The sequence below is a fragment of the Pantoea sp. CFCC18177 genome, from assembly GCF_059412425.1.
Genome location: NZ_JBNBPL010000007.1, coordinates 77032 through 103038, shown reverse-complemented (window position 1 = coordinate 103038; position 26007 = coordinate 77032). Strand labels below are relative to the sequence as shown.

The 26007-nt window shown below is 55.0% G+C and carries 31 protein-coding genes; 17 read left to right on the top strand and 14 right to left on the bottom strand.

The features are described 5' to 3' along the window. Nucleotides 1-28: 28 nt before the first annotated feature. The 3 genes from ACPUC8_RS09420 to fepD are packed head-to-tail and all read right to left on the bottom strand — an operon-like array spanning nucleotide 29 to nucleotide 2792. On the bottom strand, nucleotides 29-826 hold the full coding sequence (locus ACPUC8_RS09420; protein WP_058972705.1) for an ATP-binding cassette domain-containing protein: 798 nt from the start codon (nucleotides 824-826) through the stop codon (nucleotides 29-31). Further along, nucleotides 823-1806 carry an iron-enterobactin ABC transporter permease gene (gene fepG, locus ACPUC8_RS09415; RefSeq protein WP_494926088.1) on the bottom strand — a complete coding sequence of 328 codons (984 nt, stop codon included), beginning with the start codon at nucleotides 1804-1806 and terminating at the stop codon, nucleotides 823-825. The genes ACPUC8_RS09420 and fepG overlap by 4 nt, the downstream gene beginning before the upstream one ends. Beyond that, on the bottom strand, nucleotides 1803-2792 hold the full coding sequence (fepD, locus tag ACPUC8_RS09410) for a Fe(3+)-siderophore ABC transporter permease (RefSeq protein WP_058972707.1): 990 nt from the start codon (nucleotides 2790-2792) through the stop codon (nucleotides 1803-1805). Before fepD ends, fepG begins: the two co-directional genes overlap by 4 nt. Nucleotides 2793-2931: 139 nt before the next feature. Between fepD and entS the strand changes: the two genes are divergently transcribed. Further along, entirely contained in the window at nucleotides 2932-4182 is a 1251-nt protein-coding gene (entS, locus tag ACPUC8_RS09405; protein ID WP_494926087.1) for an enterobactin transporter EntS, read from the top strand. On the opposite strand, the gene fepB is transcribed toward entS, so the two are convergent. Then, nucleotides 4177-5142: a Fe2+-enterobactin ABC transporter substrate-binding protein gene (fepB, locus tag ACPUC8_RS09400; RefSeq protein ID WP_039327531.1), complete on the bottom strand. Its 966-nt coding sequence runs from the start codon at nucleotides 5140-5142 to the stop codon at nucleotides 4177-4179. The two genes, entS and fepB, sit on opposite strands and share 6 nt — an antisense overlap. Before the next feature lie 176 nt (nucleotides 5143-5318). On the opposite strand from fepB, the gene ACPUC8_RS09395 reads away from it, so the two are divergent. Genes ACPUC8_RS09395 through ACPUC8_RS09375 form a run of 5 tightly spaced genes read left to right on the top strand, consistent with a single transcriptional unit; the run spans nucleotide 5319 to nucleotide 10173 of the window. Further along, entirely contained in the window at nucleotides 5319-6500 is a 1182-nt protein-coding gene (locus ACPUC8_RS09395) for an isochorismate synthase (protein WP_039327529.1), read from the top strand. A 10-nt stretch (nucleotides 6501-6510) separates the two neighbouring features. Next, entirely contained in the window at nucleotides 6511-8127 is a 1617-nt protein-coding gene (locus tag ACPUC8_RS09390; RefSeq protein WP_494926086.1) for a (2,3-dihydroxybenzoyl)adenylate synthase, read from the top strand. 18 nt (nucleotides 8128-8145) lie between these two features. Continuing rightward, on the top strand, nucleotides 8146-9000 hold the full coding sequence (locus tag ACPUC8_RS09385) for an isochorismatase family protein (RefSeq protein ID WP_039327525.1): 855 nt from the start codon (nucleotides 8146-8148) through the stop codon (nucleotides 8998-9000). Then, on the top strand, nucleotides 8997-9755 hold the full coding sequence (dhbA, locus tag ACPUC8_RS09380) for a 2,3-dihydro-2,3-dihydroxybenzoate dehydrogenase (RefSeq protein ID WP_039327523.1): 759 nt from the start codon (nucleotides 8997-8999) through the stop codon (nucleotides 9753-9755). The genes ACPUC8_RS09385 and dhbA overlap by 4 nt, the downstream gene beginning before the upstream one ends. Nucleotide 9756: 1 nt before the next feature. Beyond that, on the top strand, nucleotides 9757-10173 hold the full coding sequence (locus ACPUC8_RS09375; RefSeq protein WP_039327521.1) for a hotdog fold thioesterase: 417 nt from the start codon (nucleotides 9757-9759) through the stop codon (nucleotides 10171-10173). Nucleotides 10174-10309: 136 nt separating this feature from the next. Here ACPUC8_RS09375 and cgtA read toward each other — a convergent pair whose 3' ends face one another. From cgtA to rplU, 3 genes are all read right to left on the bottom strand, one after another. Then, nucleotides 10310-11485, bottom strand: a complete 1176-nt coding sequence (cgtA, locus tag ACPUC8_RS09370) for an Obg family GTPase CgtA (protein WP_039327519.1) — start codon at nucleotides 11483-11485, stop codon at nucleotides 10310-10312. A 249-nt stretch (nucleotides 11486-11734) separates the two neighbouring features. Further along, nucleotides 11735-11992, bottom strand: a complete 258-nt coding sequence (rpmA, locus tag ACPUC8_RS09365) for a 50S ribosomal protein L27 (RefSeq protein WP_003851093.1) — start codon at nucleotides 11990-11992, stop codon at nucleotides 11735-11737. 15 nt (nucleotides 11993-12007) lie between these two features. Continuing rightward, nucleotides 12008-12319 (bottom strand): 50S ribosomal protein L21, encoded by a 312-nt coding sequence (gene rplU / locus ACPUC8_RS09360; protein WP_007886644.1) that lies wholly within the window; start codon nucleotides 12317-12319, stop codon nucleotides 12008-12010. A gap of 254 nt (nucleotides 12320-12573) precedes the next feature. Here rplU and ispB point away from each other — a divergent pair, with 254 nt between their 5' ends. Continuing rightward, the gene (gene ispB, locus ACPUC8_RS09355) at nucleotides 12574-13545 is read left to right on the top strand and encodes an octaprenyl diphosphate synthase (protein WP_039327506.1); all 972 of its coding nucleotides are present in this window, start codon (nucleotides 12574-12576) and stop codon (nucleotides 13543-13545) included. A gap of 243 nt (nucleotides 13546-13788) precedes the next feature. Continuing rightward, on the top strand, nucleotides 13789-14070 hold the full coding sequence (locus tag ACPUC8_RS09350) for a helix-turn-helix domain-containing protein (protein WP_058973833.1): 282 nt from the start codon (nucleotides 13789-13791) through the stop codon (nucleotides 14068-14070). 66 nt (nucleotides 14071-14136) lie between these two features. Here the strand turns inward: ACPUC8_RS09350 and murA are convergent, their stop codons facing one another. The 7 genes from murA to mlaF all read right to left on the bottom strand — a co-directional run bounded on the left by murA (nucleotide 14137) and on the right by mlaF (nucleotide 18915). Beyond that, on the bottom strand, nucleotides 14137-15396 hold the full coding sequence (gene murA / locus ACPUC8_RS09345) for a UDP-N-acetylglucosamine 1-carboxyvinyltransferase (protein ID WP_494926085.1): 1260 nt from the start codon (nucleotides 15394-15396) through the stop codon (nucleotides 14137-14139). A 44-nt stretch (nucleotides 15397-15440) separates the two neighbouring features. Then, nucleotides 15441-15698, bottom strand: coding sequence for a BolA family iron metabolism protein IbaG (ibaG, locus tag ACPUC8_RS09340; RefSeq protein WP_017349599.1), 258 nt, complete (start codon nucleotides 15696-15698; stop codon nucleotides 15441-15443). A 114-nt stretch (nucleotides 15699-15812) separates the two neighbouring features. Further along, the gene (gene mlaB, locus ACPUC8_RS09335) at nucleotides 15813-16118 is read right to left on the bottom strand and encodes a lipid asymmetry maintenance protein MlaB (protein WP_494926084.1); all 306 of its coding nucleotides are present in this window, start codon (nucleotides 16116-16118) and stop codon (nucleotides 15813-15815) included. Continuing rightward, nucleotides 16118-16750 carry a phospholipid-binding protein MlaC gene (gene mlaC / locus ACPUC8_RS09330; protein ID WP_039327491.1) on the bottom strand — a complete coding sequence of 211 codons (633 nt, stop codon included), beginning with the start codon at nucleotides 16748-16750 and terminating at the stop codon, nucleotides 16118-16120. The genes mlaB and mlaC overlap by 1 nt, the downstream gene beginning before the upstream one ends. 15 nt (nucleotides 16751-16765) lie before the next feature. Next, nucleotides 16766-17308: an outer membrane lipid asymmetry maintenance protein MlaD gene (gene mlaD, locus ACPUC8_RS09325; RefSeq protein WP_494926083.1), complete on the bottom strand. Its 543-nt coding sequence runs from the start codon at nucleotides 17306-17308 to the stop codon at nucleotides 16766-16768. A 4-nt stretch (nucleotides 17309-17312) separates the two neighbouring features. Continuing rightward, nucleotides 17313-18095 carry a lipid asymmetry maintenance ABC transporter permease subunit MlaE gene (gene mlaE / locus ACPUC8_RS09320; protein WP_283226834.1) on the bottom strand — a complete coding sequence of 261 codons (783 nt, stop codon included), beginning with the start codon at nucleotides 18093-18095 and terminating at the stop codon, nucleotides 17313-17315. A gap of 4 nt (nucleotides 18096-18099) precedes the next feature. Continuing rightward, the gene (mlaF, locus tag ACPUC8_RS09315; RefSeq protein ID WP_058973829.1) at nucleotides 18100-18915 is read right to left on the bottom strand and encodes a phospholipid ABC transporter ATP-binding protein MlaF; all 816 of its coding nucleotides are present in this window, start codon (nucleotides 18913-18915) and stop codon (nucleotides 18100-18102) included. Nucleotides 18916-19142: 227 nt separating this feature from the next. Here mlaF and ACPUC8_RS09310 point away from each other — a divergent pair, with 227 nt between their 5' ends. The 9 genes from ACPUC8_RS09310 to ptsN all read left to right on the top strand — a co-directional run bounded on the left by ACPUC8_RS09310 (nucleotide 19143) and on the right by ptsN (nucleotide 25965). After that, complete coding sequence (locus ACPUC8_RS09310; RefSeq protein ID WP_039327481.1) at nucleotides 19143-20126, top strand: calcium/sodium antiporter; 984 nt, start codon at nucleotides 19143-19145, stop codon at nucleotides 20124-20126. A gap of 13 nt (nucleotides 20127-20139) precedes the next feature. Further along, nucleotides 20140-21120 (top strand): arabinose-5-phosphate isomerase KdsD, encoded by a 981-nt coding sequence (kdsD, locus tag ACPUC8_RS09305; RefSeq protein ID WP_039327479.1) that lies wholly within the window; start codon nucleotides 20140-20142, stop codon nucleotides 21118-21120. Between the two features lie 13 nt (nucleotides 21121-21133). Further along, nucleotides 21134-21700: a 3-deoxy-manno-octulosonate-8-phosphatase KdsC gene (kdsC, locus tag ACPUC8_RS09300; RefSeq protein WP_039327477.1), complete on the top strand. Its 567-nt coding sequence runs from the start codon at nucleotides 21134-21136 to the stop codon at nucleotides 21698-21700. Continuing rightward, entirely contained in the window at nucleotides 21697-22269 is a 573-nt protein-coding gene (gene lptC, locus ACPUC8_RS09295) for an LPS export ABC transporter periplasmic protein LptC (protein ID WP_039327475.1), read from the top strand. Before kdsC ends, lptC begins: the two co-directional genes overlap by 4 nt. Next, a complete protein-coding gene (gene lptA, locus ACPUC8_RS09290; RefSeq protein ID WP_039327473.1) occupies nucleotides 22244-22798 on the top strand; it encodes a lipopolysaccharide ABC transporter substrate-binding protein LptA in 555 nt (184 codons plus the stop codon). Before lptC ends, lptA begins: the two co-directional genes overlap by 26 nt. 5 nt (nucleotides 22799-22803) lie before the next feature. Next, nucleotides 22804-23529: an LPS export ABC transporter ATP-binding protein gene (gene lptB / locus ACPUC8_RS09285; protein WP_039327471.1), complete on the top strand. Its 726-nt coding sequence runs from the start codon at nucleotides 22804-22806 to the stop codon at nucleotides 23527-23529. A gap of 48 nt (nucleotides 23530-23577) precedes the next feature. After that, nucleotides 23578-25011 carry an RNA polymerase factor sigma-54 gene (rpoN, locus tag ACPUC8_RS09280; RefSeq protein WP_039327468.1) on the top strand — a complete coding sequence of 478 codons (1434 nt, stop codon included), beginning with the start codon at nucleotides 23578-23580 and terminating at the stop codon, nucleotides 25009-25011. Between the two features lie 21 nt (nucleotides 25012-25032). After that, on the top strand, nucleotides 25033-25320 hold the full coding sequence (gene hpf / locus ACPUC8_RS09275) for a ribosome hibernation promoting factor (RefSeq protein WP_039327466.1): 288 nt from the start codon (nucleotides 25033-25035) through the stop codon (nucleotides 25318-25320). A 162-nt stretch (nucleotides 25321-25482) separates the two neighbouring features. Then, nucleotides 25483-25965, top strand: coding sequence for a PTS IIA-like nitrogen regulatory protein PtsN (gene ptsN / locus ACPUC8_RS09270; RefSeq protein WP_197063293.1), 483 nt, complete (start codon nucleotides 25483-25485; stop codon nucleotides 25963-25965). Nucleotides 25966-26007: the final 42 nt, after the last annotated feature.

The window sequence follows — 26007 nt, the reverse complement described above, 5'->3', positions numbered from 1 at the left end:
CGTAGGGGCGGCATTGATGCCGCCCTGATTACCTGCCCCGCCCCAGCGGCACAATCATCGGCGTATGCGCCACCGGATCGTCCACAATCACGCAGCGCAAACCATACACCTGCTCAATCAATGCGGGTGTGACAATCTCCGCTGGCTTACCTTCGGCGATAATCTTGCCGTGGCGCATGGCGATCAAATGCGTGGCATAACGACAGGCGTGGTTCAGGTCGTGTAACACCACCACCAGCGTACGACCATGCTGCTGATTCAACTCCTGCATCAACTCCAGCAGCTCGATCTGATGGGTGATATCCAGCCAGGTGGTCGGCTCATCGAGCAGCAGCAGTGGCGTCTGCTGTGCCAGCACCATGGCAATCCACACACGCTGGCGCTGCCCACCGGATAAGGTATCCACCGGCTGCAGCGCCAGATCGGCGACGCCGGTGGCGCGCATCGCCTGCTGTACCGCCTCTTCATCTTCAGTCCGCCAGCGACCAAACAGCGGTTGGTGCGGATAGCGTCCACGCGCCACCAACTCCGTCACACTGATGCCCGCAGGCGCATTGGAACTCTGCGGCAGCAGCCCCAGCCGACGAGCCACCTCTTTGGTGGGGTAGCGCGCAATCGCCTCACCGTCTAAATACACTTCGCCTTTTAGCGGAGCATTGAGACGGCTTAACGTACGTAATAACGTCGATTTACCACAGGCATTGGGGCCGATAATCACCGTCAGCTCCCCTTCCGGGATCGCCACCGACAAATTTTCCGCCACCACTTTTTTGTCATAACCGAGCGTCAGGCCTTCGCCATACAGACGTGAAGGAATATCAATCATTGGCGTCGCGCCTCCCGCACCAGTAACGCAATCAGATAGAGTCCACCCAGGCTGACGGTGATCACGCCAACCGGTAATTGATAAGGCAGGAACAGATGCTGTGCGGCAAAATCTGCGGCAATCAGCAGCAATGCCCCACACAGTGATGCCAGCAGCAAAGCCCCTTTCTCACCGCCGCCCAGTCGGCGCGCAATCTGCGGAGCCAGTAACGCGACGAAGGAGATCGGCCCCACCAGCGCCGTTGACGCTGCCGTCAACACCACGCCAATCAGCATCAACCACATGCGGCTGCGCTCTACGGGCACGCCGAGGGCGCTGGCCGTGTCATCGCCCATTTCTAGCAGGCGCATCCGCCGCGTCAGCAACGCCATCAACAACAGAGACAACAACAGCACCGCAATCACCGGCGGGGTTTTTGCCCAGGTGATGCCGTTCAGCGATCCTGCGCTCCATAAACCGGCACTCAGCGCCGATTCCAGTGAGGCACTGATAATAAGCCAGGCATTGAGCGCCATCAGTAACGCGCGCACGCTAATGCCAACAATAATCAGGCGGAAGGTTTCAACACCGTTGCGCCAGGCAAACAGGTACACCAGCGCCGCGGTTCCAACCCCGCCCACCAGCGCGGCGCCGGTCATGGCCGCGATGCCCTGATTGAACAGCACCAATGCCACCAATACGCCGCTGTAGGCACCCGTGTTAAAGCCAAGAATATCCGGGCTACCAAGGGGATTGCGCAGTAAAGACTGGAAAATGGCGCCGCTCACGCCGAGGGCCGCGCCAATCAGCAACGCCATCATTACGCGCGGCAGACGCCACTCCAGCACAATCAGCTTAACGTTGCTGGCTCCCTCGCCCAGCAGCACCTGCCAGAACTGTTCTGCGCCAATCGGTAATGCGCCACGCGTCATCGCCAGATAAGCCAGCAGCAAGCAGGTCAACGTCAGCCACGTGGTGTGCAGCAGAACACGGCGTGTCATAAGCCACCTCGCCCGAGTTGACGACGCACCAGCACAATCAGGACGGGAGCGCCCAGCATCGCGGTGACAATTGAGACACGCAGTTCACCTGCAACCAGCAGGCGGCCCAGAATATCCGCCGCCAGCAGCAGAATCGGGGTGATGATCGCGGTGGCCGGCAGCATCCAGCGGTGATCGTTACCCACCAGCCAGCGTGCAAAATGCGGTGTCATCAGACCGATAAAAGCAATCGGGCCCACCGCTGCCGTTGCCGCTCCACACAGGAGGGCGATCGCCAGCAACCCCAGCAGCTGCGTACGTGCCACGCGCGTTCCGAGCGCCGTTGCCATATCGCCGCCCATGCTCAAACTGTTCAGCGCCTGCGACAGGCAAAACGCTATCACGCTTCCGATGAGCACCGCCGGAAACAAGGTGCGCAGCACCTCAAAGTTGCGAATATCCAGTGAGCCGCTGTGCCAGAAACGCAGATGGTCATAAATATCAGGATTGAGGAGCGACAGGCCCGATGTCAGGCCATCCAGCACCGCGCCCAGCGCCACGCCGGCTAACGTCAGGCGCACTGGGTTGACGCGGCCACCGCCAATCGCACCGGTCATCGCCACCAGCAGCGAGGCCAGTAACGCGCCGGCAAACGCAAATCCGAGCCAGTCGAGCGGCGAATCGGCGCCAAACAGCGCAATGCCAATCACCACGGCAAATCCGGCACCGGCATTCACCCCAAGAATGCCGGGATCGGCCAATGGATTACGCGTCAGACTTTGCATTAAAGCCCCCGCCAACCCCAGCGCTACCCCAGCGAGTAGCCCGGCCAGCGTTCGCGGCAAGCGCGCGTCGCGCACAATCACACACTCTGCGCTGTTACAGCTGGAGGTCAGCGAATGATAGACATCGGCAAGCGGTATTGATTTGGCACCCAGCATTAAGCTGAGCGCGATGAGGAGCATGAGCAGAATCCCTGAGCCTGCTAATGCATGGAACTGGCGCATCGTTCTAAACCTTCACTGTTCAACGTCGTCGCATGCGCAACGCAATTTGATAATGGTTATCGTTATTACTCGCGTTCGCCTATGTTACCATGACTCGCCTCGCGGACGATGAGGAAAATTGGTGCAAAAAGGCGAACATATGAACAAATCCTCCCACTTTATCGATCTCTCCTTGCTGAAAACCCATGCGGCATTTCGCGCGGTGTTTATCGCTCGATTTATCTCGATTGTTGCATTGGGGATGCTGGCCGTCGCAGTGCCGGTGCAAATTCAGCACATGACGCAATCACCGTTGCTGGTGGGATTAGCGGTGACGCTGGCCGCCTCGGGCATGTTTATCGGTCTGTTAACCGGTGGCGTGCTCGCCGATCGTTACGAACGTAAAAAGCTGATACTGATTGCCCGTTCAACCTGCGGTTTAGGTTTCATCGCACTGGCGATAAATGCCGCGCTGCCGCAGCCGTCGCTGATGGCGGTTTATCTGCTGGGATTCTGGGATGGCTTCTTCGGCGCCATTGGCGTCACCGCCCTGCTGGCAGCGACGCCCGCGCTGGTGGGTCGCGAAAACATTATGCAGGCTGGGGCGACCACCATGTTGACGGTCCGCTTTGGTTCGATTCTCTCGCCTGCGATTGCTGGACTGGTGATCGCGCACGGTGGCGTGGTGTGGAACTACGGCTTGGCCGCGTTCGGCACACTGTTAACCGTGCTGACGCTGCTAAAGCTGCCGCAGTTAGCGCCACCGCCACAGCCGCGTGAACATCCGTTGAAATCACTCGCCGCAGGCATACAGTTCCTGTTTGCCAGCCCGATAGTCGGCATGGTGGCATTGATTGGTGCGCTGGTGACCCTCGCCAGCGCAATACGCGTGCTCTATCCAGCATTGGCTCCACACTGGTCAGTAAGCGCCAACCAACTTGGTATGCTCTATGCCGCCGTGCCCCTCGGAGCCGCGATTGGCGCGTTGACCAGTGGCAAACTCAAGCATGCCGCCCGACCGGGACAGCTGGTGCTGGGGAGTGCAGTGGCGGCGTTTATTGCCCTGGGATTATTCAGCCTGATGCCCAACTTACTGCTGGCGCTGCTGTGTCTGGTGGCCTTTGGCTATTTCAGTGCCATCAATAGTCTGGTGCAGTACGCGATGATCCAGGTGCTGACGCCAGACCACTTACTGGGCCGTATTAACGGACTGTGGACGGCGCAAAACGTCACCGGTGATGCGATTGGCGCGGCAATGATTGGTGCGATGGGATCATGGTTACTGCCACCCCAGGCTGCCGCAGTGTTTGGTTTTGCGGCAGCACTGCTGGGCATCATGATGTGGTGGGTGATGGGGCGTCTGCGCCGTTACCACGCGCCAGCCCCGGAGCTGGCGCAACCCTCATCATGATTTAACGAACAGTTTTTCCAGACGCGCCAGCAGATTGCTGGCGCTGTAGTAATCCAGACGGAACGAATCGACACCCAGCGGGAAGACCTGTTTCTGCGTCACCGCTGAATTTTGCGCCAGGAACGGATTACTCAGCACTGACTGCGTGGTTTTCTCGTCAGCGGCGAACAGCAGGAACGTCTTGCCCGTCAGACCGCTGCCCACGTTTTCGCCCGACAACTGAATGATGTCTTTACGCTGGCCCATGCTGTGGCCCTGTTGAACGGAGGCAGGCGGTTCGGCGAGGGTGAAACCCAGCTGCTCTAACAACTTGCCCTGCGCCGATTCTGCGGTCCATACGTTGACGGCACGACCATCGCCGTTCCACACCATCGCAGAGACCGGTTGCGGCGGCAACGTGATGGCTTTCTTTAAGGCCGCTTCACGGTCGTCAAACGCCTTAACACGCTGTGCGGCCTGAGCTTCATGACCGGTCGCCTGGCCAAGCAGCGTCACCACATCCTGCCAACTTTTGTCGTCGTAATTGACCACCAGGGTTGGCGCGATAGCGGAAAGCTGGCTGGCAAGTTTGATCGCCGAGTCGTTGCCGGTCGCGCTGACCAGAATCAGATCCGGCGCTTCAGCCGCCACGGCTTCGGCACTGGGTTCACCAATATAGAGACGTTTAAGATGGCGCTGTTTCGCCACATCGCCCCACTGGCGGAAAAAGCCCTGATCGTCAGCAAGACGGCTGTTGGGAGCGGTCGCGCCGGAAGCAATAACCGGTGCATCAATCGCCAGCAATGAACCCGTCAAAGTGACGCTGGTGGACACAATGCGCTGCGGTGCTTTGCTGATGGTCACGGGACCATTCGCTCCCTGAAGGGTACGCGGCCAGCCCTGCTCGGCCTGTGCCAATCCGCTAAACGCCTGGAAAACAAAAATCAGGGCCGAGAGGCCCCATAAACCGCATTTATTCATAAGTTTTGGTCCACTTTTTAGCATATTGCCCTGGGTGACGTTAGCGTCCGATTACGCCGAAACACGCTGGAAATCCCGCGAATGGATTGACTCTTTTGCCCAATCGACGTAGGTTACAGGCCCATAATAAAAATGATAATCATTCTTAATAATCTTATCATTTATAGGTGAAAATTATGGTGGAATCATCCATGTTTGAAAATGCCTTATTGAAGGATTTTTCCGCGTTATGCCGTGGGTTCCTTTTTACCTCGCCCTGGCGCAGCCTCGCAACGCAGGGGTGTTATACCACCATCACTGCATCCGTTGCTGATGCGGCGCTGTTGCAGGGGGATTTTCAACAACAGTTGCGGCAGCATTTCGCGGCGGCTAAAAAACAGGGGATTAACAATCCGATTTTGGTCGGCGCGATCCCGTTTGATGTCAGCCAACCCGCTGCGCTGTTTATCCCTGAGTCTTACCAGACGTTTAACCGCGCCGATCTGCAAAATGCCTTACCCTCAGCCGTGAGTGAACTGCCACAGGTGCGTCGCCGTATGGCAGTACCCGACCACGATGTCTTCACCCAAATGGTGGCGGATGCCGTGTCGGCAACTCAGCGTGGTGACCTTGATAAAGTGGTGCTGTCGCGTTTGATGGATATCGTCACCGAACAACCGGTCGATACTGCCGCACTGATGCAGCGCGTGATTGCCCAGAACCCCAACAGCTATCACTTCCATCTGCCGCTGCCGCAAGGCGGAGCACTGGTGGGCGCCAGCCCAGAACTGATGCTGCGTAAACAGGGGCGTGATTTTAGCTCATGTCCACTGGCGGGTTCTGCTCGCCGTCATCATGACGATAGCCAGCAAGATCGTGCGGCGGGCAATACGCTGATGGACTCTGGCAAAGATCGTCACGAACACAAGCTGGTCACAGATGCGATGCGTGACACACTGCAGCCGCGTAGCCGACTGCTATCGGTGCCGACCGTGCCCTCCCTGATCACCACCGCGACCTTGTGGCACCTCGCAACGCAAATCGACGGCGAAGTGCAGGATGAGCATGAAAACGCCCTGTCGCTAGCCTGCTTGTTGCACCCAACACCAGCATTGAGCGGCTTCCCACACCAACGTGCCCAACAGCTGATTCAGCAGTTGGAACCTTTCGATCGCCAACTGTTTGGCGGCATCGTCGGCTGGTGTGACAGTGAAGGCAATGGCGAGTGGGTGGTGACAATTCGCTGCGGCACGGTGCACGGTGCGCGGGTACGCCTGTTTGCCGGAGCCGGCATCGTGGCCGACTCCCAACCTGAATCAGAATGGCGCGAAACCGGCGTGAAGCTGGACACCATGTTGCGCGCATTTGGACTGCAATAAAGGAAAGATGATGAGCATTCCCTATACCCGTTGGCCAGACGACTTAGCCGCACGCTACCGTGAAAAAGGCTATTGGCTCGATGTCCCCATGACCGACATTTTGGCGCGTCACAAAGACAACGATGCGATTGCGGTCATCGACGGTGACCGTCAGATCAGCTATCGCCAACTGGATGCGTTGAGCGACAACCTCGCGGCGGCCTTACAGCGCCGTGGTTTGCAACGGGGCGACACCGCATTAGTCCAGCTGGGCAACGTTGCGGAGTTCTATGTCACGGTCTTCGCCTTGTTTAAGCTCGGCGTGGCGTCTGTGTTCGCGCTGTATAGCCATCAGCGCACTGAACTGACTGCCTACGCATCACAGATTCAACCCAAGCTGCTGATTGCCGATCGCAGCCATGCACTGTTTGCCGACGATAATTTTATCGGCGCGCTCTGTGCTGCGCAGCCTTCACTGCAGCAGGTGATCCTGCGTAACGATAATCAGCCAGAAAATACCCTTGAAGCGTTGATGGCCGAAGCGGCGGGCGATTATCAGGCCACGCCAACCGCAGCCGATGAAGTGGCATTTTTCCAGCTCTCGGGCGGCAGCACTGGCACGCCGAAGTTGATTCCGCGCACGCATAACGATTACTACTACAGTATTCGTGCCAGCGACGATATCTGCGAAGTCACGGCTGATACGCGCTATTTGATTGCCCTGCCTGCACCACACAACTTTGCGATGAGTTCGCCGGGTTCACTCGGCGTGTTCTATGCGGGGGGTCAGGTGATCCTCGCCGCCGATCCCAGCGCGACACTCTGTTTCCCGCTGATTGAGCAGCACCAGGTGACCGATACCGGTTTAGTGCCGCCTGCCGTCAGCCTGTGGTTGCAAGCCATTCAGGAATGGGGAAGCAACAAGCAGCTGGCATCACTGCAACGTATTCAGGTGGGTGGGGCTAAATTAGGTGAGACTCTGGCGCGTCGCATTCAGACCGAAATTGGCTGCCGGTTACAGCAGGTGTTTGGCATGGCAGAGGGCCTGGTGAACTACACCCGCTTTGGCGATGACGAACAAACCATTCTGACCACGCAGGGCCGCCCTATTTCTGAAGACGATGAAGTCTGGGTAGCCGATGAACAGGGTAATCCACTGCCCACGGGCAGTATCGGCCGTCTGATGACGCGAGGCCCTTATACCTTCCGCGGCTACTACAACAGCCCGGAGCATAACGCCGCCAGCTTTGATGCCAACGGGTTTTACTGCTCCGGCGATCTCATCGAGATCAATGCTCAAGGCTACATCACCGTGCAGGGCCGCGAGAAAGATCAGATCAACCGTGGTGGCGAAAAGATCGCGGCTGAAGAGATCGAGAACCTGCTGCAACGTCATCCTGATGTGATCCACGCTGCGCTGGTGTCGATGAATGATGAACTGATGGGCGAAAAGAGCTGCGCCTTTATTGTCGCCAGCCAGCCGATCAAAGCGGTGGCACTACGCCGCCATTTGCGTGAACTTGGCGTGGCCGAGTTTAAGTTACCCGATCGTATTACTTGCGTAGATGCCCTGCCGCTGACCCCCGTCGGCAAGGTGGATAAAAAACGTTTACGCCAACAGCTTGCTGACCAACAAGCGCAAGCCTGACCTGTTCCGGAGATTGTAATGGCTATTCCAAAACTGAACTCTTACGCGCTGCCAGCGGCAGCTGAACTGCCAACCAACAAGGTGAAATGGACCGTTGAGCCGCAGCGTGCTGCTTTACTCATTCATGATATGCAGGCTTACTTCCTGAACTTTTGGGGTGAGAACAGCCCGCTGATCGATCAAGTAGTCGAGAATATCGCTCGCCTGCGCGCCTACTGCAAAGCGCAGGGCATTCCTGTGTTTTACACCGCACAGCCGAATGAACAGAGCGATGCCGATCGCGCGCTGCTCAACGACATGTGGGGACCGGGCCTGAATAAACACCCGGAGCAGCAAAAGATCGTGGATGCACTGGCACCGGATCAGGACGATCAGGTTCTGACAAAATGGCGCTACAGCGCCTTTGTGCGCTCACCGCTGGAGTCGATCCTGCAAGAGATGGGCCGCGATCAGCTGATCATTACCGGCGTCTATGCCCATATCGGCTGCCTGACGACCGCAACAGATGCCTTCATGCGTAACATCCAGCCGTTTATGGTGGCGGATGCGCTGGCCGACTTCAGCCGCGAAGAGCATATGATGGCGCTGACTTACACCGCAGGACGCAGCGGTAAAGTGGTGATGACCGCCGATCTGATGCCGCTTCCGTTGAGCAAAGATGACCTGCGCGCACTGATTCTGCCGCTGCTGGAGGATGACGATGTGCCGGAAGATGACGAGAACCTTATCGACTACGGTCTTGATTCCGTGCGTGTGATGGCGCTGGCGGCGCGCTGGCGCCAGGTCCATAACGATATCGATTTCGTCAGTCTGGCAAAAAATCCGAGCATCGATGGTTGGTGGGCGCTGCTGTCACGGGTGCCAAACAAATGAGTGCTTCCTTCGATTTCAGCGGAAAGATCGTCTGGGTAACCGGCGCGGGTAAAGGGATTGGCTACCACACTGCGCTGGCATTCCATCAGGCTGGTGCAAAGGTAATCGGCTTCGATCTGCGTTTCGATCAAGCGGAGTATCCGTTTACCACTCAAGTGATGGATGTCGCGAATGCAGCGGAAGTGAAAGCTGTGTGCCAGCGCCTGCTGGCCGATCAACCCCATCTTGACGTGTTAGTGAACGGTGCGGGGATTCTGCGCATCGGTAGCACCGAAGAGTTGGCGTTTGAAGACTGGCAAGCCTGCCTGGCCGTCAATGCCGGTGGTGCCTTCAATATGTTCCAGCAGACGCTGCCGGTATTCCGTCAGCAACGCGCGGGCGCCATCGTGACCATTGCCTCTAACGCGGCGCATGCGCCTCGCCTTGGCATGTCGGCGTATGGTGCTTCTAAAGCGGCGCTGCGCAGCCTGTGCCTCACTGTCGGCCTGGAAATGGCACCGCTGGGCGTCCGTTGCAACATTGTTTCGCCAGGTTCCACTGACACCGATATGCAGCGCAGCTTGTGGCATACGCCGGAAGCCGAGCAAGAGATGATCAATGGCTTCCAGGATCAGTACAAGCTAGGGATCCCACTGCGTAAGATCGCCAAACCCCAAGAGATCGTGAACAACATCCTGTTCCTGGCCTCGGATCTTGCCAGCCATGTGGTGCTGCAGGATATTGTGGTCGACGGTGGTGCAACGCTGGGATCCTGACATGGCAATCTGGAAAAAAACGATCGATCTGTCCACGCTAAATACCCTGGGCGATAACTCGCTGGTGGCGCACGTCGGTATTGTGTTCACGGTGATCGGCGACGATTACCTCGAAGCCACCATGCCGGTGGATGCCCGCACACAGCAGCCATTTGGCCTGCTACACGGCGGCGCTTCGGTGGTGCTGGCAGAGTCGATGGGATCGATTGCGGGTTATCTGAGCGTGGAAGAAGGTAAAAGCGTGGTGGGGATCGAGGTCAGTGCCAGTCATCATCGCGCGGTGAGCAGCGGTGAAGTGCGTGGCATTTGCCGCCCTCTGCATTTGGGCGCACGCAATCAGAGCTGGGAGATAGAGATCCGGAATGGTCGCGACCAGCTGTGCTGTACGTCACGCCTGACGGTGGCGGTGTTGGGGTAGTGCTGTGTGGTCGGATGCCCTCACCCTAAACCTCTCCCACAGGGAGAGGGGATAGATCGAGCGTAGTATCCGATGATTGCACACACAGCCCCCACCATAAAAAAAGCGGCCATCTGGCCGCTTTTTTACTGTGCGATTAACGCTGGTAAATGATTTCGACGCCTTCGTCGTCCTCTTCGTCCCAGTCGTCATCCCAGTCTTCGTCTTCTTCCACTTCCTGAGCGTTTTCCATGGCTTCGCGGTGATAGTCATCCCACATGAAGGCCACTTTCTCCGGCTCTTTCGCTTCTTCTTCGGCTTCTTTCGGGTTCTCAATGATGAAGGTCATCACGTCCCAGCAAAGATCTTTCACGCCATCATGGCTGGCCGCAGAAATCAGATAGTATTTATCTTCCCAGCCTAATGCTTCCACAACCGCTTTAGCGCGGGTTTCCGCTTCTTCAGGGCTCAGCAGGTCACATTTGTTAAACACCAGCCAGCGAGGCTTCTGGAACAGCTTAGCGCTGTATTTCTCCAGCTCACCCAGTATGATGCGAGCGTTTTCCACCGGATCGGACTCGTCGATTGGCGCGAGGTCGATCAGGTGCAGCAATACGCGGCAGCGCTCGAGGTGCTTCAGGAAGCGAATGCCGAGACCTGCACCATCCGCTGCGCCTTCAATCAGGCCTGGGATATCCGCAACAACGAAGCTCTTTTCGCTGTCCATACGCACAACGCCAAGGCTTGGGACCAGCGTGGTAAACGGATAATCAGCCACTTTAGGTTTAGCCGCCGATACCGAACGAATAAACGTTGATTTGCCGGCATTCGGCAGACCCAGCATACCTACGTCGGCCAGAAGCATCAGCTCCAGCTGCAGGTCACGCTTCTCACCCGGCGTACCCATGGTCTTCTGACGCGGGCTACGGTTAACCGAAGATTTGAAACGGGTATTACCCAGACCGTGCCAGCCGCCTTTGGCAACCATCAGCTTCTGCTCGTGGCGCGTCATATCGCCCAGCGTTTCGCCGGTACCTTGGTCAATGACACGTGTGCCGACCGGGACTTTAACGATGATATCTTTACCGCGTTTACCGGTGCAGTCACGGCTCTGGCCATTCTGGCCACGTTCGGCGCGGAAAGATTTCTCGAAGCGATAATCGATCAGGGTGTTAAGGTTTTCATCGGCGAGCAGATAAACGTCACCGCCGTCACCGCCGTCGCCGCCATCCGGGCCGCCACGAGGAATGTATTTTTCGCGGCGGAAGCTGACGCAACCATTACCGCCGTCACCTGCCACCGCAAGGATCGTCGCTTCATCAACAAACTTCATTTTCTTTCTCCGTCACGCTGTCGTTCGCAGCAGTTAAAGCGCTACAAACGGGTCCGCCAGGGTCTTCTGCGCTGACCGGCGGCGGATAATACAAGATAGGCAAAACCATGTGTACAGTAATTGTACAGCAAACTGCGCGGTAAGGTCAGAGGGAATCCCGCAACCTGCGGCAGAATGTAAAAAGCCCCGCAAAGCTGCGGGGCCTTCCATTCGTGTGTTCAGACGTTAACCGTCTGCGGCACAACAACCTTATTCAGCAACGATGCTGATGTACTTACGGTTGTTTGGACCTTTAACTTCGAATTGTACTTTGCCGTCTGCGGTAGCAAACAGGGTGTGGTCACGACCACAACCTACATTGGTACCAGCGTGGAATTTGGTGCCACGCTGACGAACGATGATGCTACCTGCCAGAACAGATTCACCACCGAAACGCTTAACACCCAGACGTTTTGCATTGGAGTCGCGACCGTTACGAGTCGAGCCACCAGCCTTTTTATGTGCCATTTGTCAGATCTCCTCTTACGCGCCGATCACAGTGATTTTCACATCAGTGAACCACTGACGGTGACCAGCTTGCTTACGGTAGTGTTTACGACGACGAAACTTAACGATCTTAATTTTCTCGCCACGACCGTGAGCAACAACTTCTGCCTTGATCACACCGCCTGATACCAGTGGCGCGCCGATTTTCACGTCTTCGCCATTTGCAATCATCAGAACCTGGTCGAACTCAATAGTTTCGCCGGTTGCGATGTCCAGCTTTTCCAAGCGAACGGTCTGACCTTCGCTTACTCGGTGTTGTTTACCACCACTTTGGAAAACCGCGTACATATAAAACTCCGCTTCTGCGCATGCCTTTCTATTCATCAGGCGGCGCGATAAATATTCACAATAGGGCGCGAATTCTACGCAAATCTCCAGGAGAAGACAAGAGCACTTTGCACTCTCTTGCAGAAAAAAAGCGCAGAACGAATGCAAATGTTTCTAAGCCCGATTTTTCAAGTACAATCAGTAACAGATTACCTGAACTCACGCTGTGTAAAAGCGCTTACCATGCAAAAAACGAGTCAAAGCTGAACAGACGAATGAACTTAGAACAGATTAATGAATTAACCGCCCAGGACATGGCGGCCGTCAACCAGACCATCCTCGACCAGCTGAATTCGGAAGTCTCACTGATCAATCAGTTGGGCTATTACATCATCAGCGGGGGTGGCAAACGCATCCGTCCGATGATCGCTGTGCTATCTGCACGCGCGCTGAATTATCAAGGATCGCTGCATATCACCAACGCGGCGCTGATCGAATTTATCCACACCGCCACGTTGCTACATGACGATGTGGTGGATGAATCCGATATGCGCCGTGGCAAAGCCACCGCTAACGCCGCGTTCGGTAACGCTGCCAGCGTGCTGGTCGGCGATTTTATTTACACCCGCGCTTTCCAGATGATGACCAGCATGGGATCGTTAAAGATCCTCGCGCTGATGTCTGAAGCGGTTAACGTGATCGCGGAAGGCGAAGTGCTGCAGTTAATGAACTGCAACGATCCTGATATCACCGAAGAGAGCTATATGCGTGTGATATACAGTAAAACCGCGCGCCTGTTTGAAGCGGCATCACAAGCCTCAGCGATTCTGGCAGAAGCCACGCCACAGCAAGAAAAAGCGCTTCAGGATTATGGACGCTATCTGGGCACCGCTTTCCAGTTAATCGACGATTTACTCGATTACAGTGCCGACGGTGAAACCTTGGGTAAAAACACAGGTGATGACCTGAGCGAAGGCAAACCCACGCTGCCGCTGTTACATGCAATGCATAACGGCACGCCTGAGCAGGCACAGATGATCCGTAAGGCGATTGAAGAAGGCAATGGCCGTCACTTGCTGGAGCCCGTACTGGTTGCCATGCAGCAGACCGGTTCGCTGGAATGGACGCGCAGACGTGCAGAAGAGGAAGCGGACAAAGCTATCGCTGCCCTGCAAGCGCTGCCAGAAACACCTTGGCGCAGCGCGCTTGAGGCATTAGCGCACATGTCGGTACAGCGCGATTTCTGATGATCCAGGCGGGGTGTCATCGCCCCGTTTATCTTCTCCCCCTTCCCTGTTATTTCCTCCCTATCCCTTACATTTGTTGCAGTGCATTTGCGAAACAATGCGCAGTTTCATGTTATTCCATGACAATTACTGGAAACTTACGGAAATTATTTGCTATAAACACTCTGTTTTTTCCAAATATCTCTGAAATGGAAGCGTAAATGCGGCAGAGATAAGTCATAACATGGACAAGGAGCAGAGGTTATGAAAGCAAGGAAACAGGACTGGCACCCGGCAGATATCATTGCGGCATTGCGTAAGAAAGGCACCTCAATGGCCGAATTGTCGCGCAATTCAGGGCTTAACTCTTCGACGCTGTCGAACGCGTTATCACGGCCCTGGCCCAAGGGAGAATGGCTGATCGCCAATGAGATCGGCGTTCATCCTGCAGAGATCTGGCCCAGCCGCTACTATGATCCCGTGACGTCACGCCTGTTGGATCGCAAGAAGCGCATACGATCCAACAAGGATCCTCACGATATTTGAGATCCCTAAAACAAAAAAACCAGCCACGTGACCGTGACTGGTTTCTACTCAAGCCGTTGGCTTACATCATTCGCCGCTGACGCGCTCGATATTTGCACCCATGGCTTTCAGCTTATCTTCGATATGCTCATAACCACGGTCGATGTGATAAATACGATCAACCAGCGTAGAACCCTCGGCGATACAACCTGCCAGCACCAGACTTGCTGAAGCGCGCAAATCGGTCGCCATAACCTGTGCGCCCGACAGGGTTTCAACCCCATGGCAAATCGCGGTATTGCTCTCGATTTCTGCGTGCCCGCCCATGCGAATCAGCTCAGGAATATGCATGAAACGGTTTTCAAAGATGGTTTCCGTGATCACACCGGTTCCTTCCGCCAACATATTCAGCAAGGTGAACTGGGCCTGCATATCCGTTGGGAAGCCCGGATGTGGCGCAGTGCGAATGTTAACCGCTTTCGGGCGCTTGCCGTGCATGTCGAGGCTGATCCAGTCTTCACCGGTTTCGATTTCCGCACCGGCATCACGCAGTTTAGCCAGCACCGCATCCAGGGTGTCAGGTTGTGCTTTATGGCACACCACCTTGCCACGTGAAATCGCCGCTGCCACCAGGAAAGTACCGGTTTCGATACGGTCTGGCAGTACGCGGTACACACCGCCACCCAAGCGCTCAACGCCCTCGATGGTGATTTTATCGGTGCCCGCACCACTGATTTTTGCGCCCAGCGTGTTGAGGAAGTTTGCCGTATCGACAATCTCTGGCTCGCGCGCGGCATTCTCAATGATGGTGATGCCCGTTGCCAACGTGGCTGCACTCATAATGGTCACAGTCGCGCCTACGCTGACTTTATCCATCACAATGTGCGCGCCCTTCAGACGGCCATTAACGGAAGCTTTGACGTAACCTTCTTCCAGTTTAATTTCCGCACCCAGTTGCTCAAGGCCAGTAATATGCAGATCAACTGGACGTGCGCCAATCGCACAGCCGCCAGGCAGTGAAACCTGCCCCTGACCAAAACGCGCAACCAGTGGACCCAGCGCCCAAATCGACGCGCGCATGGTTTTCACCAGGTCATAAGGCGCGCTGAAGACATTAACTTCGCGAGCATCAACATGAACCGAACCATTACGTTCCACGCGTGCGCCCAGCAGGCTCAGCAGCTTCATGGTGGTATCGATATCACGCAGCTTCGGCACGTTCTGAATCTCTACCGGCTCTTCTGCCAGCAGCGCAGCAAACAGAATCGGCAGCGCAGCATTCTTCGCCCCGGAAATGGTCACTTCACCACTTAAACGGGTGGGGCCTTGCACACGAAATTTGTCCATTAACGGCTCTCAATTATCTATCAACAAAACAGCCCGTGCGACGCTTAGAAACCGTTGAGTTTACGGTCACGCGCCCACTCAGCTGGGGTATAAGTTTTAATGGAAACCGCATGAATACGGTTATCCGCAATGTATTCCATCAGCGGCGCATACACAGCCTGCTGTTTCTTCACACGGCTCAATTCACCGAACATCTCACCGACCGCGATCACCTGAAAATGGCTGCCATCGTTGCTGAGTACGTGTACTTCATCTAATGCTAATGCCTGCATCAGCACGGCCTGAACTTCACTATTTTCCATCGCTCATTGCTTCACTTAATAATAATAAGGCGGATATCTTAGAGGAAAGCGCCAGACTCTTAAATACGCAAAAGCCCCCGAAAATACCAGGGGCTTTAACGTTTTAAGTCAATATCAGGCGATTTTTTCCGCAGAAACAATAATCTGCTGCAGGTTATACAGCGTGATTAAAGACTGGAGTTTGTCGTTGATACCGGTGAAAACCGGTGCACTGCCTTGCGCTCGCGCAATTTCACGCAAATGAACCAACAGCGCTAAACCTGCTGAATCGACACGTTGCAACCCGGCAACATCAATGGTGGCGATATCGACCATCGCGGTGTCACGCGCCTGCCATAGTGCCAGTAACGTGTCACGATCCAGTTTGCCGCTTAAGGCCAGCGTGCTGGCAGAACGCTGCCAGCGTAACGGTTCGCTCATTATTGCTGTTTATCCAGAGTAATGGGTTGAGCAGCATAGGTTTTCAACTGCGCGGTCAAACCGTCGATGCCTTTGGTGCGCAGTAAATCACTCCACTCATTTTGCTTGGTGGTGATCATACTGATGCCTTCAGCCACCATGTCATAAGCCTGCCAGTTACCGGTTTGGCTATTTTTACGCCACTGGAAATCCAGGCGCACTGGTGGGCGTCCGTTAGGATCAAGGATGGTAACGCGAATCGCCACAATGTTGGCATCGCCAATCGGCTGCGGTTGCTGAATCTGGTAGGTCTGCCCATGATAGAGCGCCAGCGCCTGACCGTATGCCTGCGCCAGATAGTCACCGAAAGCGGTGAAATAGGCCTCACGTTGTGCTGGGGTCGCTTCACGGTAATAACGGCCCAGCACTAAAGCACCGGCATATTTGATTTGTACATACGGCAGTAACTCCTGACGCACCACTTCGCGCAGATAGTTCGGGTCCTGCTTGATCTTAGGCTGTTCGTTTTTCAGGCGGGTAAAGGTTTTCGCCGCCGCGTCATTCATTTGCTTGTAAGGATCGCTCTGATCCGCCGCATTCGCCGCCAAGGGCACAATGGCCAGCATGGCAATCATCAGAAATCGTTTAAACATCGTGTTTACCCTCTCTTATTCCGTGGTAGCAGGTGCTGCTGAAGCAGGGGCACTCTCCGTGTCCTGCTTTTGGTTATCGTTTTTATTGTCGCCGCTCTTATAGAGGAACTGACCTATCAGATCTTCCAGCACCAGTGCAGATTTGGTATCGCGCAGGGTACCGCCATCTTTGAGCATGGATGAACCGAGTTCAGGATCGTCAAAACCTAAATTTAGCGCAAGGAACTGCTCACCGAGCAAGCCTTGTGTGCGGATCGCCAGCGAACTGGTATCAGGAATTTTATCGGCATAGGCATCGCTGATATCCATAGTGACACGCGGCGATAAGGTTTTATCATCCAGCGAAATATCCGTGACGCGGCCAATCACCACGCCGCCTATTTTCACCGGCGAGCTGACTTTCAGGCCGCCGATATTGTCGAAGGTCGCGTAGAGCTTCCAGGTCGGTTCGGTGCCGAGTGACTTAAGATCGGCTACGCGCAGACTCAGGAACAGCAGCGCAATCAGTGCCGCCAGTATAAAGACGCCTACCCAGATTTCGTTTTTCTTGCTTTGCATTGCATCAATTCCCAAACATCAGTGCTGTCAGCACAAAATCCAAACCGAGTACCGCTAATGAAGCATGCACTACGGTGCGCGTTGTCGCCCGACTGATCCCTTCCGAGGTCGGGATGGCGTCATAGCCATTGAACAGCGCAATCCAGGTTACCGTAACGGCAAAGACCGCGCTTTTGATAATGCAGTTGATGACATCGCTGCGGAAATCTACCGCATTCTGCATCGCGGACCAGAAGAAGCCCGGATCGATTCCCTTCCAGCTCACGCCCACCAGCGCCCCGCCAGCGATGCCCACCGCCGTGAAAATGAGCGTGAGCAGCGGCATGCTGATAAAGCCGGCCCAGAAACGCGGTGACACCACACGGCGCAGCGGATCAACCGCCATCATTTCCATACTGGAGAGCTGTTCAGTGGCTTTCATCAGACCAATTTCAGCCGTTAACGCTGAACCCGCCCGTCCGGCAAACAGCAAGGCCGTCACCACCGGGCCAAGTTCACGTAACAACGAAAGCGAAACCAGCATGCCCAGACTGGTCTCGGCACTGTAGGTGGTGAGTACCAGGTAGCCTTGCAAACCTAGCACCATGCCAATAAACAAGCCGGAAACCACAATGATCAGCAGTGAGAGCACGCCGACGCTGTACAATTGTTTCACCAGTAATGGCGCGTGCCGACGAAAAGCCGGTTTCCCCACTAGCGCATGAAACAGCATCAAGCCTGCACGGCCAAACGCCGCACAAGTGTTAATTCCCTGTCGTCCGAGTGACGCCAGCGCCTTTAGCAACATCAGTTTAGGTTCTCCCTGCGCGGGTCAGATCGCTGAGGTAATCCCCGGCAGCGAAGCGGAATGGCACGGGACCATCCGCATGACCCTCAATAAACTGGCGCACGCGCGGATCGGCATTTTCCCGAAGTTCCGGCGCACTGCCCTGGGCAATAATTTTTTGCCCGGCAACAATATAGGCATGATCGGCAATGCTCAAGACCTCTGGCACGTCGTGTGAAACCACAATGCAGGTCACGCCTAACGCATGATTCAACTCATCGATCAGTTTAACCAGTACGCCCATGGTGATCGGATCCTGACCCACAAAGGGCTCATCGAACATGATGAGATCCGGTTCCAGTGCGATGGATCGCGCTAACGCCGCACGCCGTGCCATACCGCCTGACAGCTCAGCGGGCATTAATTTGGCTGCGCCACGCAGGCCCACCGCCTCAAGCTTCATCATTACCGTACTGTGCAGTAATTCAGGAGGTAACTGCGTGTGCTCACGCAGCGGCCAGGCGACGTTATCAAAGACGTTGAGATCGGTGAAAAGTGCCCCCGACTGAAACAACATGCTCATCTTTTTACGCACTTCATACAATTTCGTGCGGGAAAGCGTCGGGATGTTCTGATCGCGGAACCAGATCTCACCTTTGTCCGGCTGCAACTGCCCGCCAATCAGACGCAACAGCGTGGTTTTACCAATGCCGGACGGACCCATAATCGCAGTCACTTTACCTGCGGGTACCGTGAGCGAGATGTCGTCGAAGATGACACGATCGCCGCGCGTAAAGCTGACGCCACGAACCTCAACCAGATTCGTTTGCTGCTGGACCATCATTACCTCTTTATGCGGATCGGGCGTTATCAAAGTCGTGGATGGTAGCCTGGTAGGCCACAATGCACGATAGTTTTACAGAAACTTACCCGTTAGGTGTGGCGAAAACGGCCTTAAAATTTACTTTTGCCTCTCAGACAGTCAAAATCAGCGCCTGTTTCCGCGCGCGCAATGTTTTTACCTGTCGGACAAGGTTTGCCGACACACATATCCATCAAGGATTTTTCATGTTCGTAGCCACTGCCCTGCTGTTTATTGGATTGATTTTACTGGCTTACGGCGCTGACCGTCTGGTATTCAGTGCCGCGATCCTGTGTCGATCCTTCGGCATCCCACCGTTAATCATCGGCATGACGGTAGTGAGCATTGGCACATCGTTACCCGAATTGATCGTCTCCTTCTCGGCGGCACAACACGGTCAGATGGACTTAGCGGTGGGCACTGCCCTCGGCTCGAATATCACCAATATCCTGTTAATACTCGGCGGTGCGGCGCTTTTGCATCCTTTGACAGTGCATTCCAATCTGATTCGCCGCGAACTCCCCTTGATGCTACTGGTCTCACTGCTAAGCGGCATTATGTTGTTTGATAATCATCTTAGTCGACTGGATGGGGCAGCACTGCTGCTGATCGCGCTGGGCTATTTGGTGATTGCGATTCGCATCGCCCGCCGCGCGGAGCGTGATAACAATGATACGTTAACGCGTGAGCAACTGGCCGAACTGCCGCGCGATGAAGTCGGCAACACCGTGGCCTTTCTGTGGTTGGCGGTGGCGCTGATAATTTTACCGATGTCGACCCGTATGGTGATCGACAATGCCACCGTGTTTGCCGACTACTTTGGTGTCAGTGAACTGGTGATGGGTCTGACGCTGATTGCGGTGGGCACCAGCTTGCCAGAGCTCGCCACCGTCGTGGCAGGCGCACTGAAAGGTGAAGACGATATCGCCATCGGTAACCTGATTGGCGCGAATATTTTTAATCTGGCGATCGTACTGGGCCTGCCTGCACTGATTCATCCCGGCAGCATTGATGCGCATGCCTTCGCGCGTGATTACTGGGTCATGCTGGGCGTGAGCGTATTGTTTGCCCTGCTCTGCCTGCTGCGCAAGCGCCGTATTGGTCGCGTAGCGGGCACATTACTGTTAGGTGGATTTATCGCGTGGGTACTGTGGCTGTGGCTCAGCCCTGCGCTTATCTCAAGTTATTAAGGACGGACTGACCATGTCACATCAGCAACCGGATTTTGATTACCAGCAGGCGGGCAAAGCGGTACTGCGCATCGAACGTGAAGGACTTGAGCAACTCGATCAGTATATTAACGCCGACTTCAGCCGCGCCTGCGAGATGATTATTGCCTGCCGCGGTAAAGTGGTGGTGATGGGAATGGGTAAATCCGGGCATATTGGTGCGAAAATGGCGGCAACCTTCGCCAGTACCGGCACCTCGTCGTTCTTTGTTCACCCAGGTGAGGCCAGCCATGGTGACCTCGGGATGGTCACACCAAATGATGTGGTGATTGCTATCTCGAATAGCGGCGAGTCGAATGAGATCCTCGCCCTGATTCCAGTGCTGAAGCGCCAGAAAGTGCCACTCATCTGCCTCACCAGCCGCCCAGAAAGCGCGATGGGGCGTGCCGCAGATGTGCATTTGTGCGTGAAAGTGCCACAGGAAGCCTGTCCGCTGGGATTAGCGCCGACTTCCAGCACGACCGCAACGCTGGTGATGGGGGATGCACTCGCCGTAGCACTGCTGGAAGCGCGCGGTTTTACTCAGGAAGATTTTGCATTGTCACATCCCGGCGGTGCCCTCGGCCGCAAGCTTCTGCTGCATGTCAGCGACATCATGCACAGCGGTGATGAGATCCCTCACGTGAGCCGTGATGCCTCGCTGCGTGATGCGTTGCTGGAGATCACGCGTAAAAATCTTGGCCTGACGGTGATCGTTGATGACCTGATGAAAATTGAAGGCATCTTCACCGATGGTGACTTGCGCCGCATCTTCGATATGGGCATCGATTTTCAGTCCGCCAGTATTCAGGATGTGATGACGCGCGGTGGGATTCGTGTGCGCCCCAATATGCTGGCGGTGGATGCGCTTAACTTAATGCAAAACAAAAACATCACTGCAGTGCTGGTCGCCGATGACGATCGTCTTCTTGGTGTGGTACATATGCATGACATGCTGCGCGCTGGCGTAGTTTGAACAGGAACAAATAATGAGTGTTGAATCCACAATGGTTGATACCTGCTACGGTCCGGTCAGTGCCGATGTTATGGCGCGCGCGGCTAAGATTCGCCTGCTAATTTGTGATGTTGATGGCGTGATGTCAGATGGTGTCATTTACATGGGCAACAGCGGTGAAGAGTTGAAGGCGTTTAACGTGCGCGATGGCTACGGCATCCGCTGCCTGCTGACCTCAGACGTCGAAGTGGCTATTATAACCGGCCGTAAAGCGAAACTGCTGGAAGACCGCTGCCAGACGTTGGGCATTACGCATCTTTACCAGGGACAATCTGATAAGCTTTTGGCGTGGCGCGAACTCCTGGATAAACTGTCTTTATCTGCCGATCAGGTTGCCTATATTGGCGACGATTTAATCGACTGGCCCGTGATGGCGCAAGCTGGCTTAAGTGTAGCCGTGGCCGATGCCCATCCGGTTTTACTGCCACGTGCAAACTACGTGACTCGTATCGCTGGCGGTCGGGGTGCGGTGCGTGAACTGTGCGATTTGATCTTGATGGCGCAGAACAAATTTGAGGATGCCAAAGGGCAATCAGTATGAGTAAGAGCAGGCGTTGGATAACGCTGATTCTGGCCTTGATCGCCGTGGTGCTGATCGGCTGGAATCTCACCAACCAGGATGACAGCAAAGCGCCGGTGGCAACCAATACCCAAGAGCCAACGTACACCAGCGAAAAATCTCACTCTGTGGTTTATAACCCCACGGGGGCGTTAGCCTATAAACTGATCTCGGATAAAGTCACCTACTTTGCGGCCGATGAAGTTAGCTGGTTCGAAAATCCTGTGGCGACCACTTATGATGAAAACAAAGTGCCGACCTGGACCATTCGCGCTGATAAGGCAAAGCTGACCAAAGATCGTATGCTTTACCTTTACGGCCACGTTGAAGTGAATACGCTGACCCAGGATTCACAGCTTGAGCGCATCATCACCGATACCGCTCAGGTTAATCTGGTCACCCAGGATGTGACATCTGACGATCAGGTCACCCTATTTGGCCGCAGTTTTAATTCCACTGGCATGAAGATGCGCGGCAATTTACGAACAAAAAATGCCCAGCTGCTTGAAAAGGTCAAAACTTCCTATGAAATCCAAAATGAAAAAAAATAGCCTCAAGTTGTTGCTGGTAAGTGCACTGCTGGCCACCAGCCTGCCTGCGCTGGCCTTGACGGGTGATTCAGACAAACCCGTCAATATCGATTCCGTTAACCAGTCGCTTGATCTACAAGGCAACGTGGCGACCTTCACCGGCAATGTCATCGTTACCCAGGGTTCAATCAAGATCACCGCAGACAAAGTGGTGGTCACGCGTCCAGGCGGCGACAGCAAAAAAACCATCGTCGATGCTTACGGAACTCCCGCGACCTTCTATCAGATGCAAGACAACGGCAAACCGGTTCAGGGGCACGCTTCAAAGCTGCACTATGAGCTGGCGAACGATTTTGTTGAGCTGACGGGCAACGCCTTCATTCAGCAGCTGGACAGCAATATCAAAGGCGATCGCATCACCTATCTGGTCAAAGAACAGAAAATGCAGGCTTTCAGCCAGGGTGACAGCAAACGCGTGACCACCGTGCTGGTGCCGTCGCAGCTGCAAGACAAAAACGGCTCAACTGCGAGCCCAAAAAAGAGTAACTGATCGCTATGGCCACATTAGTCGCTGAAAATTTGGCGAAAGCCTATAAAGGCCGCCGCGTGGTAGAAGACGTCAGCCTGCAGGTAAAATCAGGTGAAATTGTTGGCCTGCTCGGCCCGAACGGTGCTGGCAAAACCACCACGTTTTATATGGTCGTGGGCATTGTCCCGCGCGATGCTGGCCGTATTGTCATTGATGATGAAGATATCAGTATCCTGCCACTGCATGCACGCGCGCGTCGCGGTATCGGCTATCTGCCTCAGGAAGCTTCGATCTTCCGCCGCCTGAGCGTGTATGACAACTTAATGGCCGTACTGCAGATTCGCGATGATTTAACGGAAGAACAGCGTCAGGATCGTGCAAACGAGCTGATGGAAGAGTTCCATATCGAACACCTGCGCGACAGCATGGGTCAGGCGCTCTCCGGAGGCGAACGACGTCGTGTGGAAATCGCACGGGCGCTGGCGGCCAACCCGAAATTTATCCTGCTGGATGAACCTTTTGCCGGTGTTGACCCCATCTCCGTTATTGATATCAAGAAAATCATCGAACATCTGCGTGACAGCGGCCTTGGCGTGCTGATTACCGACCACAACGTGCGTGAAACCCTCGCCGTGTGTGAACGCGCTTACATCGTCAGCCAGGGGCATCTGATTGCACATGGTACCCCTGATGAAATTCTTGCAGATGAGCAGGTTAAGCGTGTTTATTTGGGCGAAGAGTTCAGACTCTGATAAGGTGTCGGAATACCCGACATTTGCTTAGGAAATTCTGGCCGGATTATGAAGCAAGGTTTGCAACTCAGGTTCAGCCAACAGCTGGCAATGACCCCACAGTTGCAGCAGGCCATTCGTCTGCTGCAACTCTCGACGCTTGAACTCCAGCAGGAACTGCAACTGGCGCTGGAAAGCAATCCGCTGCTTGAGCAAACTGAACTGCATGAAGAAGTCGATGCGCGTGAACATCAGGAAAGTGATGCGTTAGATACACGCGAAGCGCTCGAACAGAAAGAGATGCCGGAAGAGCTTCCGCTCGACGCCACCTGGGATGAGATCTACACCGCAGGCACGCCTTCTGGTACCGGTACGGATTATCAGGATGATGAGTTGCCGGTCTATCAGGGCGAAACCACCCAGTCACTGCAGGATTACCTGATGTGGCAAGTGGAGTTAACGCCGTTCACCGATACCGATCGCGCCATTGCCACCTCGATTGTTGATGCCATCGACGAAACCGGCTACCTCACAGTCAGCGTTCAGGACATTTGCGACAGTATTGGCGATGAAGAGCTGACGCTGGAAGAAGTCGAAGCCGTGCTCAAGCGCGTCCAGCGTTTCGATCCCGTAGGTGTTGGCGCACGTGACTTGCGTGATTGCCTGCTGGTGCAGCTCTCGCAGTATGCTGCAGACACGCCGATGCTGGCCGAAGCGCGCCTGATCGTCAGTGAACATCTTGATCTGCTGGCCAACCACGATTTCCGCAGCCTGATGCGCGTCACACGTCTGAAAGAAGAGGTGTTAAAAGACGCGATGTTGCTGATTCAGTCACTTGATCCACGCCCCGGGCAGTCAGTGAACACCAGCGAACCTGAATACGTCATCCCGGACGTTCTGGTACGCAAGAACGGTGCGCGCTGGACGGTAGATCTCAACGCTGACAGCCTGCCACGTCTGAAGATTAATCAGCACTATGCCGCGATGGGCGGTTCGACGCGCAATGACAGCGATAGCCAGTTCATCCGCAGTAATCTACAAGAAGCCAAGTGGCTGATTAAAAGCCTCGAGAGCCGCAACGATACCTTGCTCAAAGTCACTCGCTGTATCGTTGAGCAACAGCAGGCGTTCTTTGAACAGGGTGAAGAGTACATGCGCCCGATGGTGTTGGCGGATATCGCACAGGCCGTCGATATGCATGAATCCACGATTTCTCGCGTGACCACGCAAAAGTACTTACATAGCCCGCGTGGCATTTTCGAACTGAAATATTTTTTCTCCAGCCACGTCAACACCGAGGGCGGTGGCGAAGCCTCCTCCACGGCGATTCGTGCGCTGGTGAAAAAATTGATTGCCGCGGAAAATCCCGCAAAACCCTTGAGCGACAGCAAACTCACCTCCATGTTATCCGATCAGGGCATCATGGTGGCGCGACGTACGGTTGCTAAATATCGCGAGTCTTTGTCTATACCGCCATCAAACCAGCGTAAACAGCTGGTTTGACCGAATGAGGAAGGAAGACCTATGCAGCTAAACCTAACCGGACTGAATGTTGAGATAACCGAGCCACTGCGTGAATTTGTAAACAGCAAATTTGCCAAACTAGAACACTACTTTGATCGTATCAATCAGGTTTATATTGTTCTGAAAGTGGAGAAGGTGACGCAGATTGCGGATGCAACACTGCACGTCAACGGCGGGGAGCTGCACGCCACAGCGGAAGCGGAAGACATGTACGCGGCCATCGACGGGTTAATCGATAAGCTTTCCCGTCAGCTGACCAAACATAAAGACAAACTGAAAAAACACTAACCTTCATGCTTGCAGAGTGCCGATCGGTTTGGCACTCAGAGCACAAATGGGGCGGGATGACCGCCCCGTTTTGTCATCTGCGCAAGCGCCAACGGGGAACTCGCCATTGCGGTATGAATGGCGTTACCCTTATGGCTATGTGAACTCGCAAGTGAAACGATGATGAACAACGATCTGACACTGGAATTGAGCTCGGTCCTCACACTGGACTGTACCCGAAGCGGCGTACACTGCCAGAGTAAAAAACGCGCGCTGGAAATTATCAGCGAGTTGGCAGCAAAGCAGCTCAATCTGCCGCACCAGACGCTTTTTGAAGCCATTTTGACCCGTGAGCGCATGGGCAGTACCGGCATTGGTAACGGCATCGCTATTCCACATGGCAAGCTGGAGGAGGATACGCTGCGTGCTGTTGGCGTGTTTATCAGCCTCGATCAGCCGATTGCCTTCGATGCCGTCGATAACCAGCCGGTTGACCTGCTGTTTGCCCTGCTGGTGCCTGCAGACCAGTGTAAAACCCATCTGCATACGCTGTCGCTGGTCGCGAAACGCCTGGCGGACAAAACCGTCTGCCGCCGTTTACGCGCCGCACAGAGTGATGAAGAGCTCTATGCGATTATCACAGAAGCTCAGGAAGAACACTCTTAAGCGACAGACACTTTTACCGGCGTTATCGCCGGTTTAAAACGG

Excerpts from the sequence above, each read along its gene's own strand:
- ACPUC8_RS09420 (WP_058972705.1), bottom strand. The coding sequence starts at position 826 with ATGATTGATATTCCTTCACGTCTGTATGGCGAAGGCCTGACGCTCGGT.
- fepG (WP_494926088.1), bottom strand. The coding sequence starts at position 1,806 with ATGACACGCCGTGTTCTGCTGCACACCACGTGGCTGACGTTGACCTGC.
- fepD (WP_058972707.1), bottom strand. The coding sequence starts at position 2,792 with ATGCGCCAGTTCCATGCATTAGCAGGCTCAGGGATTCTGCTCATGCTC.
- entS (WP_494926087.1), top strand. The coding sequence starts at position 2,932 with ATGAACAAATCCTCCCACTTTATCGATCTCTCCTTGCTGAAAACCCAT.
- fepB (WP_039327531.1), bottom strand. The coding sequence starts at position 5,142 with ATGAATAAATGCGGTTTATGGGGCCTCTCGGCCCTGATTTTTGTTTTC.
- ACPUC8_RS09395 (WP_039327529.1), top strand. The coding sequence starts at position 5,319 with ATGGTGGAATCATCCATGTTTGAAAATGCCTTATTGAAGGATTTTTCC.
- ACPUC8_RS09390 (WP_494926086.1), top strand. The coding sequence starts at position 6,511 with ATGAGCATTCCCTATACCCGTTGGCCAGACGACTTAGCCGCACGCTAC.
- ACPUC8_RS09385 (WP_039327525.1), top strand. The coding sequence starts at position 8,146 with ATGGCTATTCCAAAACTGAACTCTTACGCGCTGCCAGCGGCAGCTGAA.
- dhbA (WP_039327523.1), top strand. The coding sequence starts at position 8,997 with ATGAGTGCTTCCTTCGATTTCAGCGGAAAGATCGTCTGGGTAACCGGC.
- ACPUC8_RS09375 (WP_039327521.1), top strand. The coding sequence starts at position 9,757 with ATGGCAATCTGGAAAAAAACGATCGATCTGTCCACGCTAAATACCCTG.
- cgtA (WP_039327519.1), bottom strand. The coding sequence starts at position 11,485 with ATGAAGTTTGTTGATGAAGCGACGATCCTTGCGGTGGCAGGTGACGGC.
- rpmA (WP_003851093.1), bottom strand. The coding sequence starts at position 11,992 with ATGGCACATAAAAAGGCTGGTGGCTCGACTCGTAACGGTCGCGACTCC.
- rplU (WP_007886644.1), bottom strand. The coding sequence starts at position 12,319 with ATGTACGCGGTTTTCCAAAGTGGTGGTAAACAACACCGAGTAAGCGAA.
- ispB (WP_039327506.1), top strand. The coding sequence starts at position 12,574 with ATGAACTTAGAACAGATTAATGAATTAACCGCCCAGGACATGGCGGCC.
- ACPUC8_RS09350 (WP_058973833.1), top strand. The coding sequence starts at position 13,789 with ATGAAAGCAAGGAAACAGGACTGGCACCCGGCAGATATCATTGCGGCA.
- murA (WP_494926085.1), bottom strand. The coding sequence starts at position 15,396 with ATGGACAAATTTCGTGTGCAAGGCCCCACCCGTTTAAGTGGTGAAGTG.
- ibaG (WP_017349599.1), bottom strand. The coding sequence starts at position 15,698 with ATGGAAAATAGTGAAGTTCAGGCCGTGCTGATGCAGGCATTAGCATTA.
- mlaB (WP_494926084.1), bottom strand. The coding sequence starts at position 16,118 with ATGAGCGAACCGTTACGCTGGCAGCGTTCTGCCAGCACGCTGGCCTTA.
- mlaC (WP_039327491.1), bottom strand. The coding sequence starts at position 16,750 with ATGTTTAAACGATTTCTGATGATTGCCATGCTGGCCATTGTGCCCTTG.
- mlaD (WP_494926083.1), bottom strand. The coding sequence starts at position 17,308 with ATGCAAAGCAAGAAAAACGAAATCTGGGTAGGCGTCTTTATACTGGCG.
- mlaE (WP_283226834.1), bottom strand. The coding sequence starts at position 18,095 with ATGTTGCTAAAGGCGCTGGCGTCACTCGGACGACAGGGAATTAACACT.
- mlaF (WP_058973829.1), bottom strand. The coding sequence starts at position 18,915 with ATGGTCCAGCAGCAAACGAATCTGGTTGAGGTTCGTGGCGTCAGCTTT.
- ACPUC8_RS09310 (WP_039327481.1), top strand. The coding sequence starts at position 19,143 with ATGTTCGTAGCCACTGCCCTGCTGTTTATTGGATTGATTTTACTGGCT.
- kdsD (WP_039327479.1), top strand. The coding sequence starts at position 20,140 with ATGTCACATCAGCAACCGGATTTTGATTACCAGCAGGCGGGCAAAGCG.
- kdsC (WP_039327477.1), top strand. The coding sequence starts at position 21,134 with ATGAGTGTTGAATCCACAATGGTTGATACCTGCTACGGTCCGGTCAGT.
- lptC (WP_039327475.1), top strand. The coding sequence starts at position 21,697 with ATGAGTAAGAGCAGGCGTTGGATAACGCTGATTCTGGCCTTGATCGCC.
- lptA (WP_039327473.1), top strand. The coding sequence starts at position 22,244 with ATGAAATCCAAAATGAAAAAAAATAGCCTCAAGTTGTTGCTGGTAAGT.
- lptB (WP_039327471.1), top strand. The coding sequence starts at position 22,804 with ATGGCCACATTAGTCGCTGAAAATTTGGCGAAAGCCTATAAAGGCCGC.
- rpoN (WP_039327468.1), top strand. The coding sequence starts at position 23,578 with ATGAAGCAAGGTTTGCAACTCAGGTTCAGCCAACAGCTGGCAATGACC.
- hpf (WP_039327466.1), top strand. The coding sequence starts at position 25,033 with ATGCAGCTAAACCTAACCGGACTGAATGTTGAGATAACCGAGCCACTG.
- ptsN (WP_197063293.1), top strand. The coding sequence starts at position 25,483 with ATGAACAACGATCTGACACTGGAATTGAGCTCGGTCCTCACACTGGAC.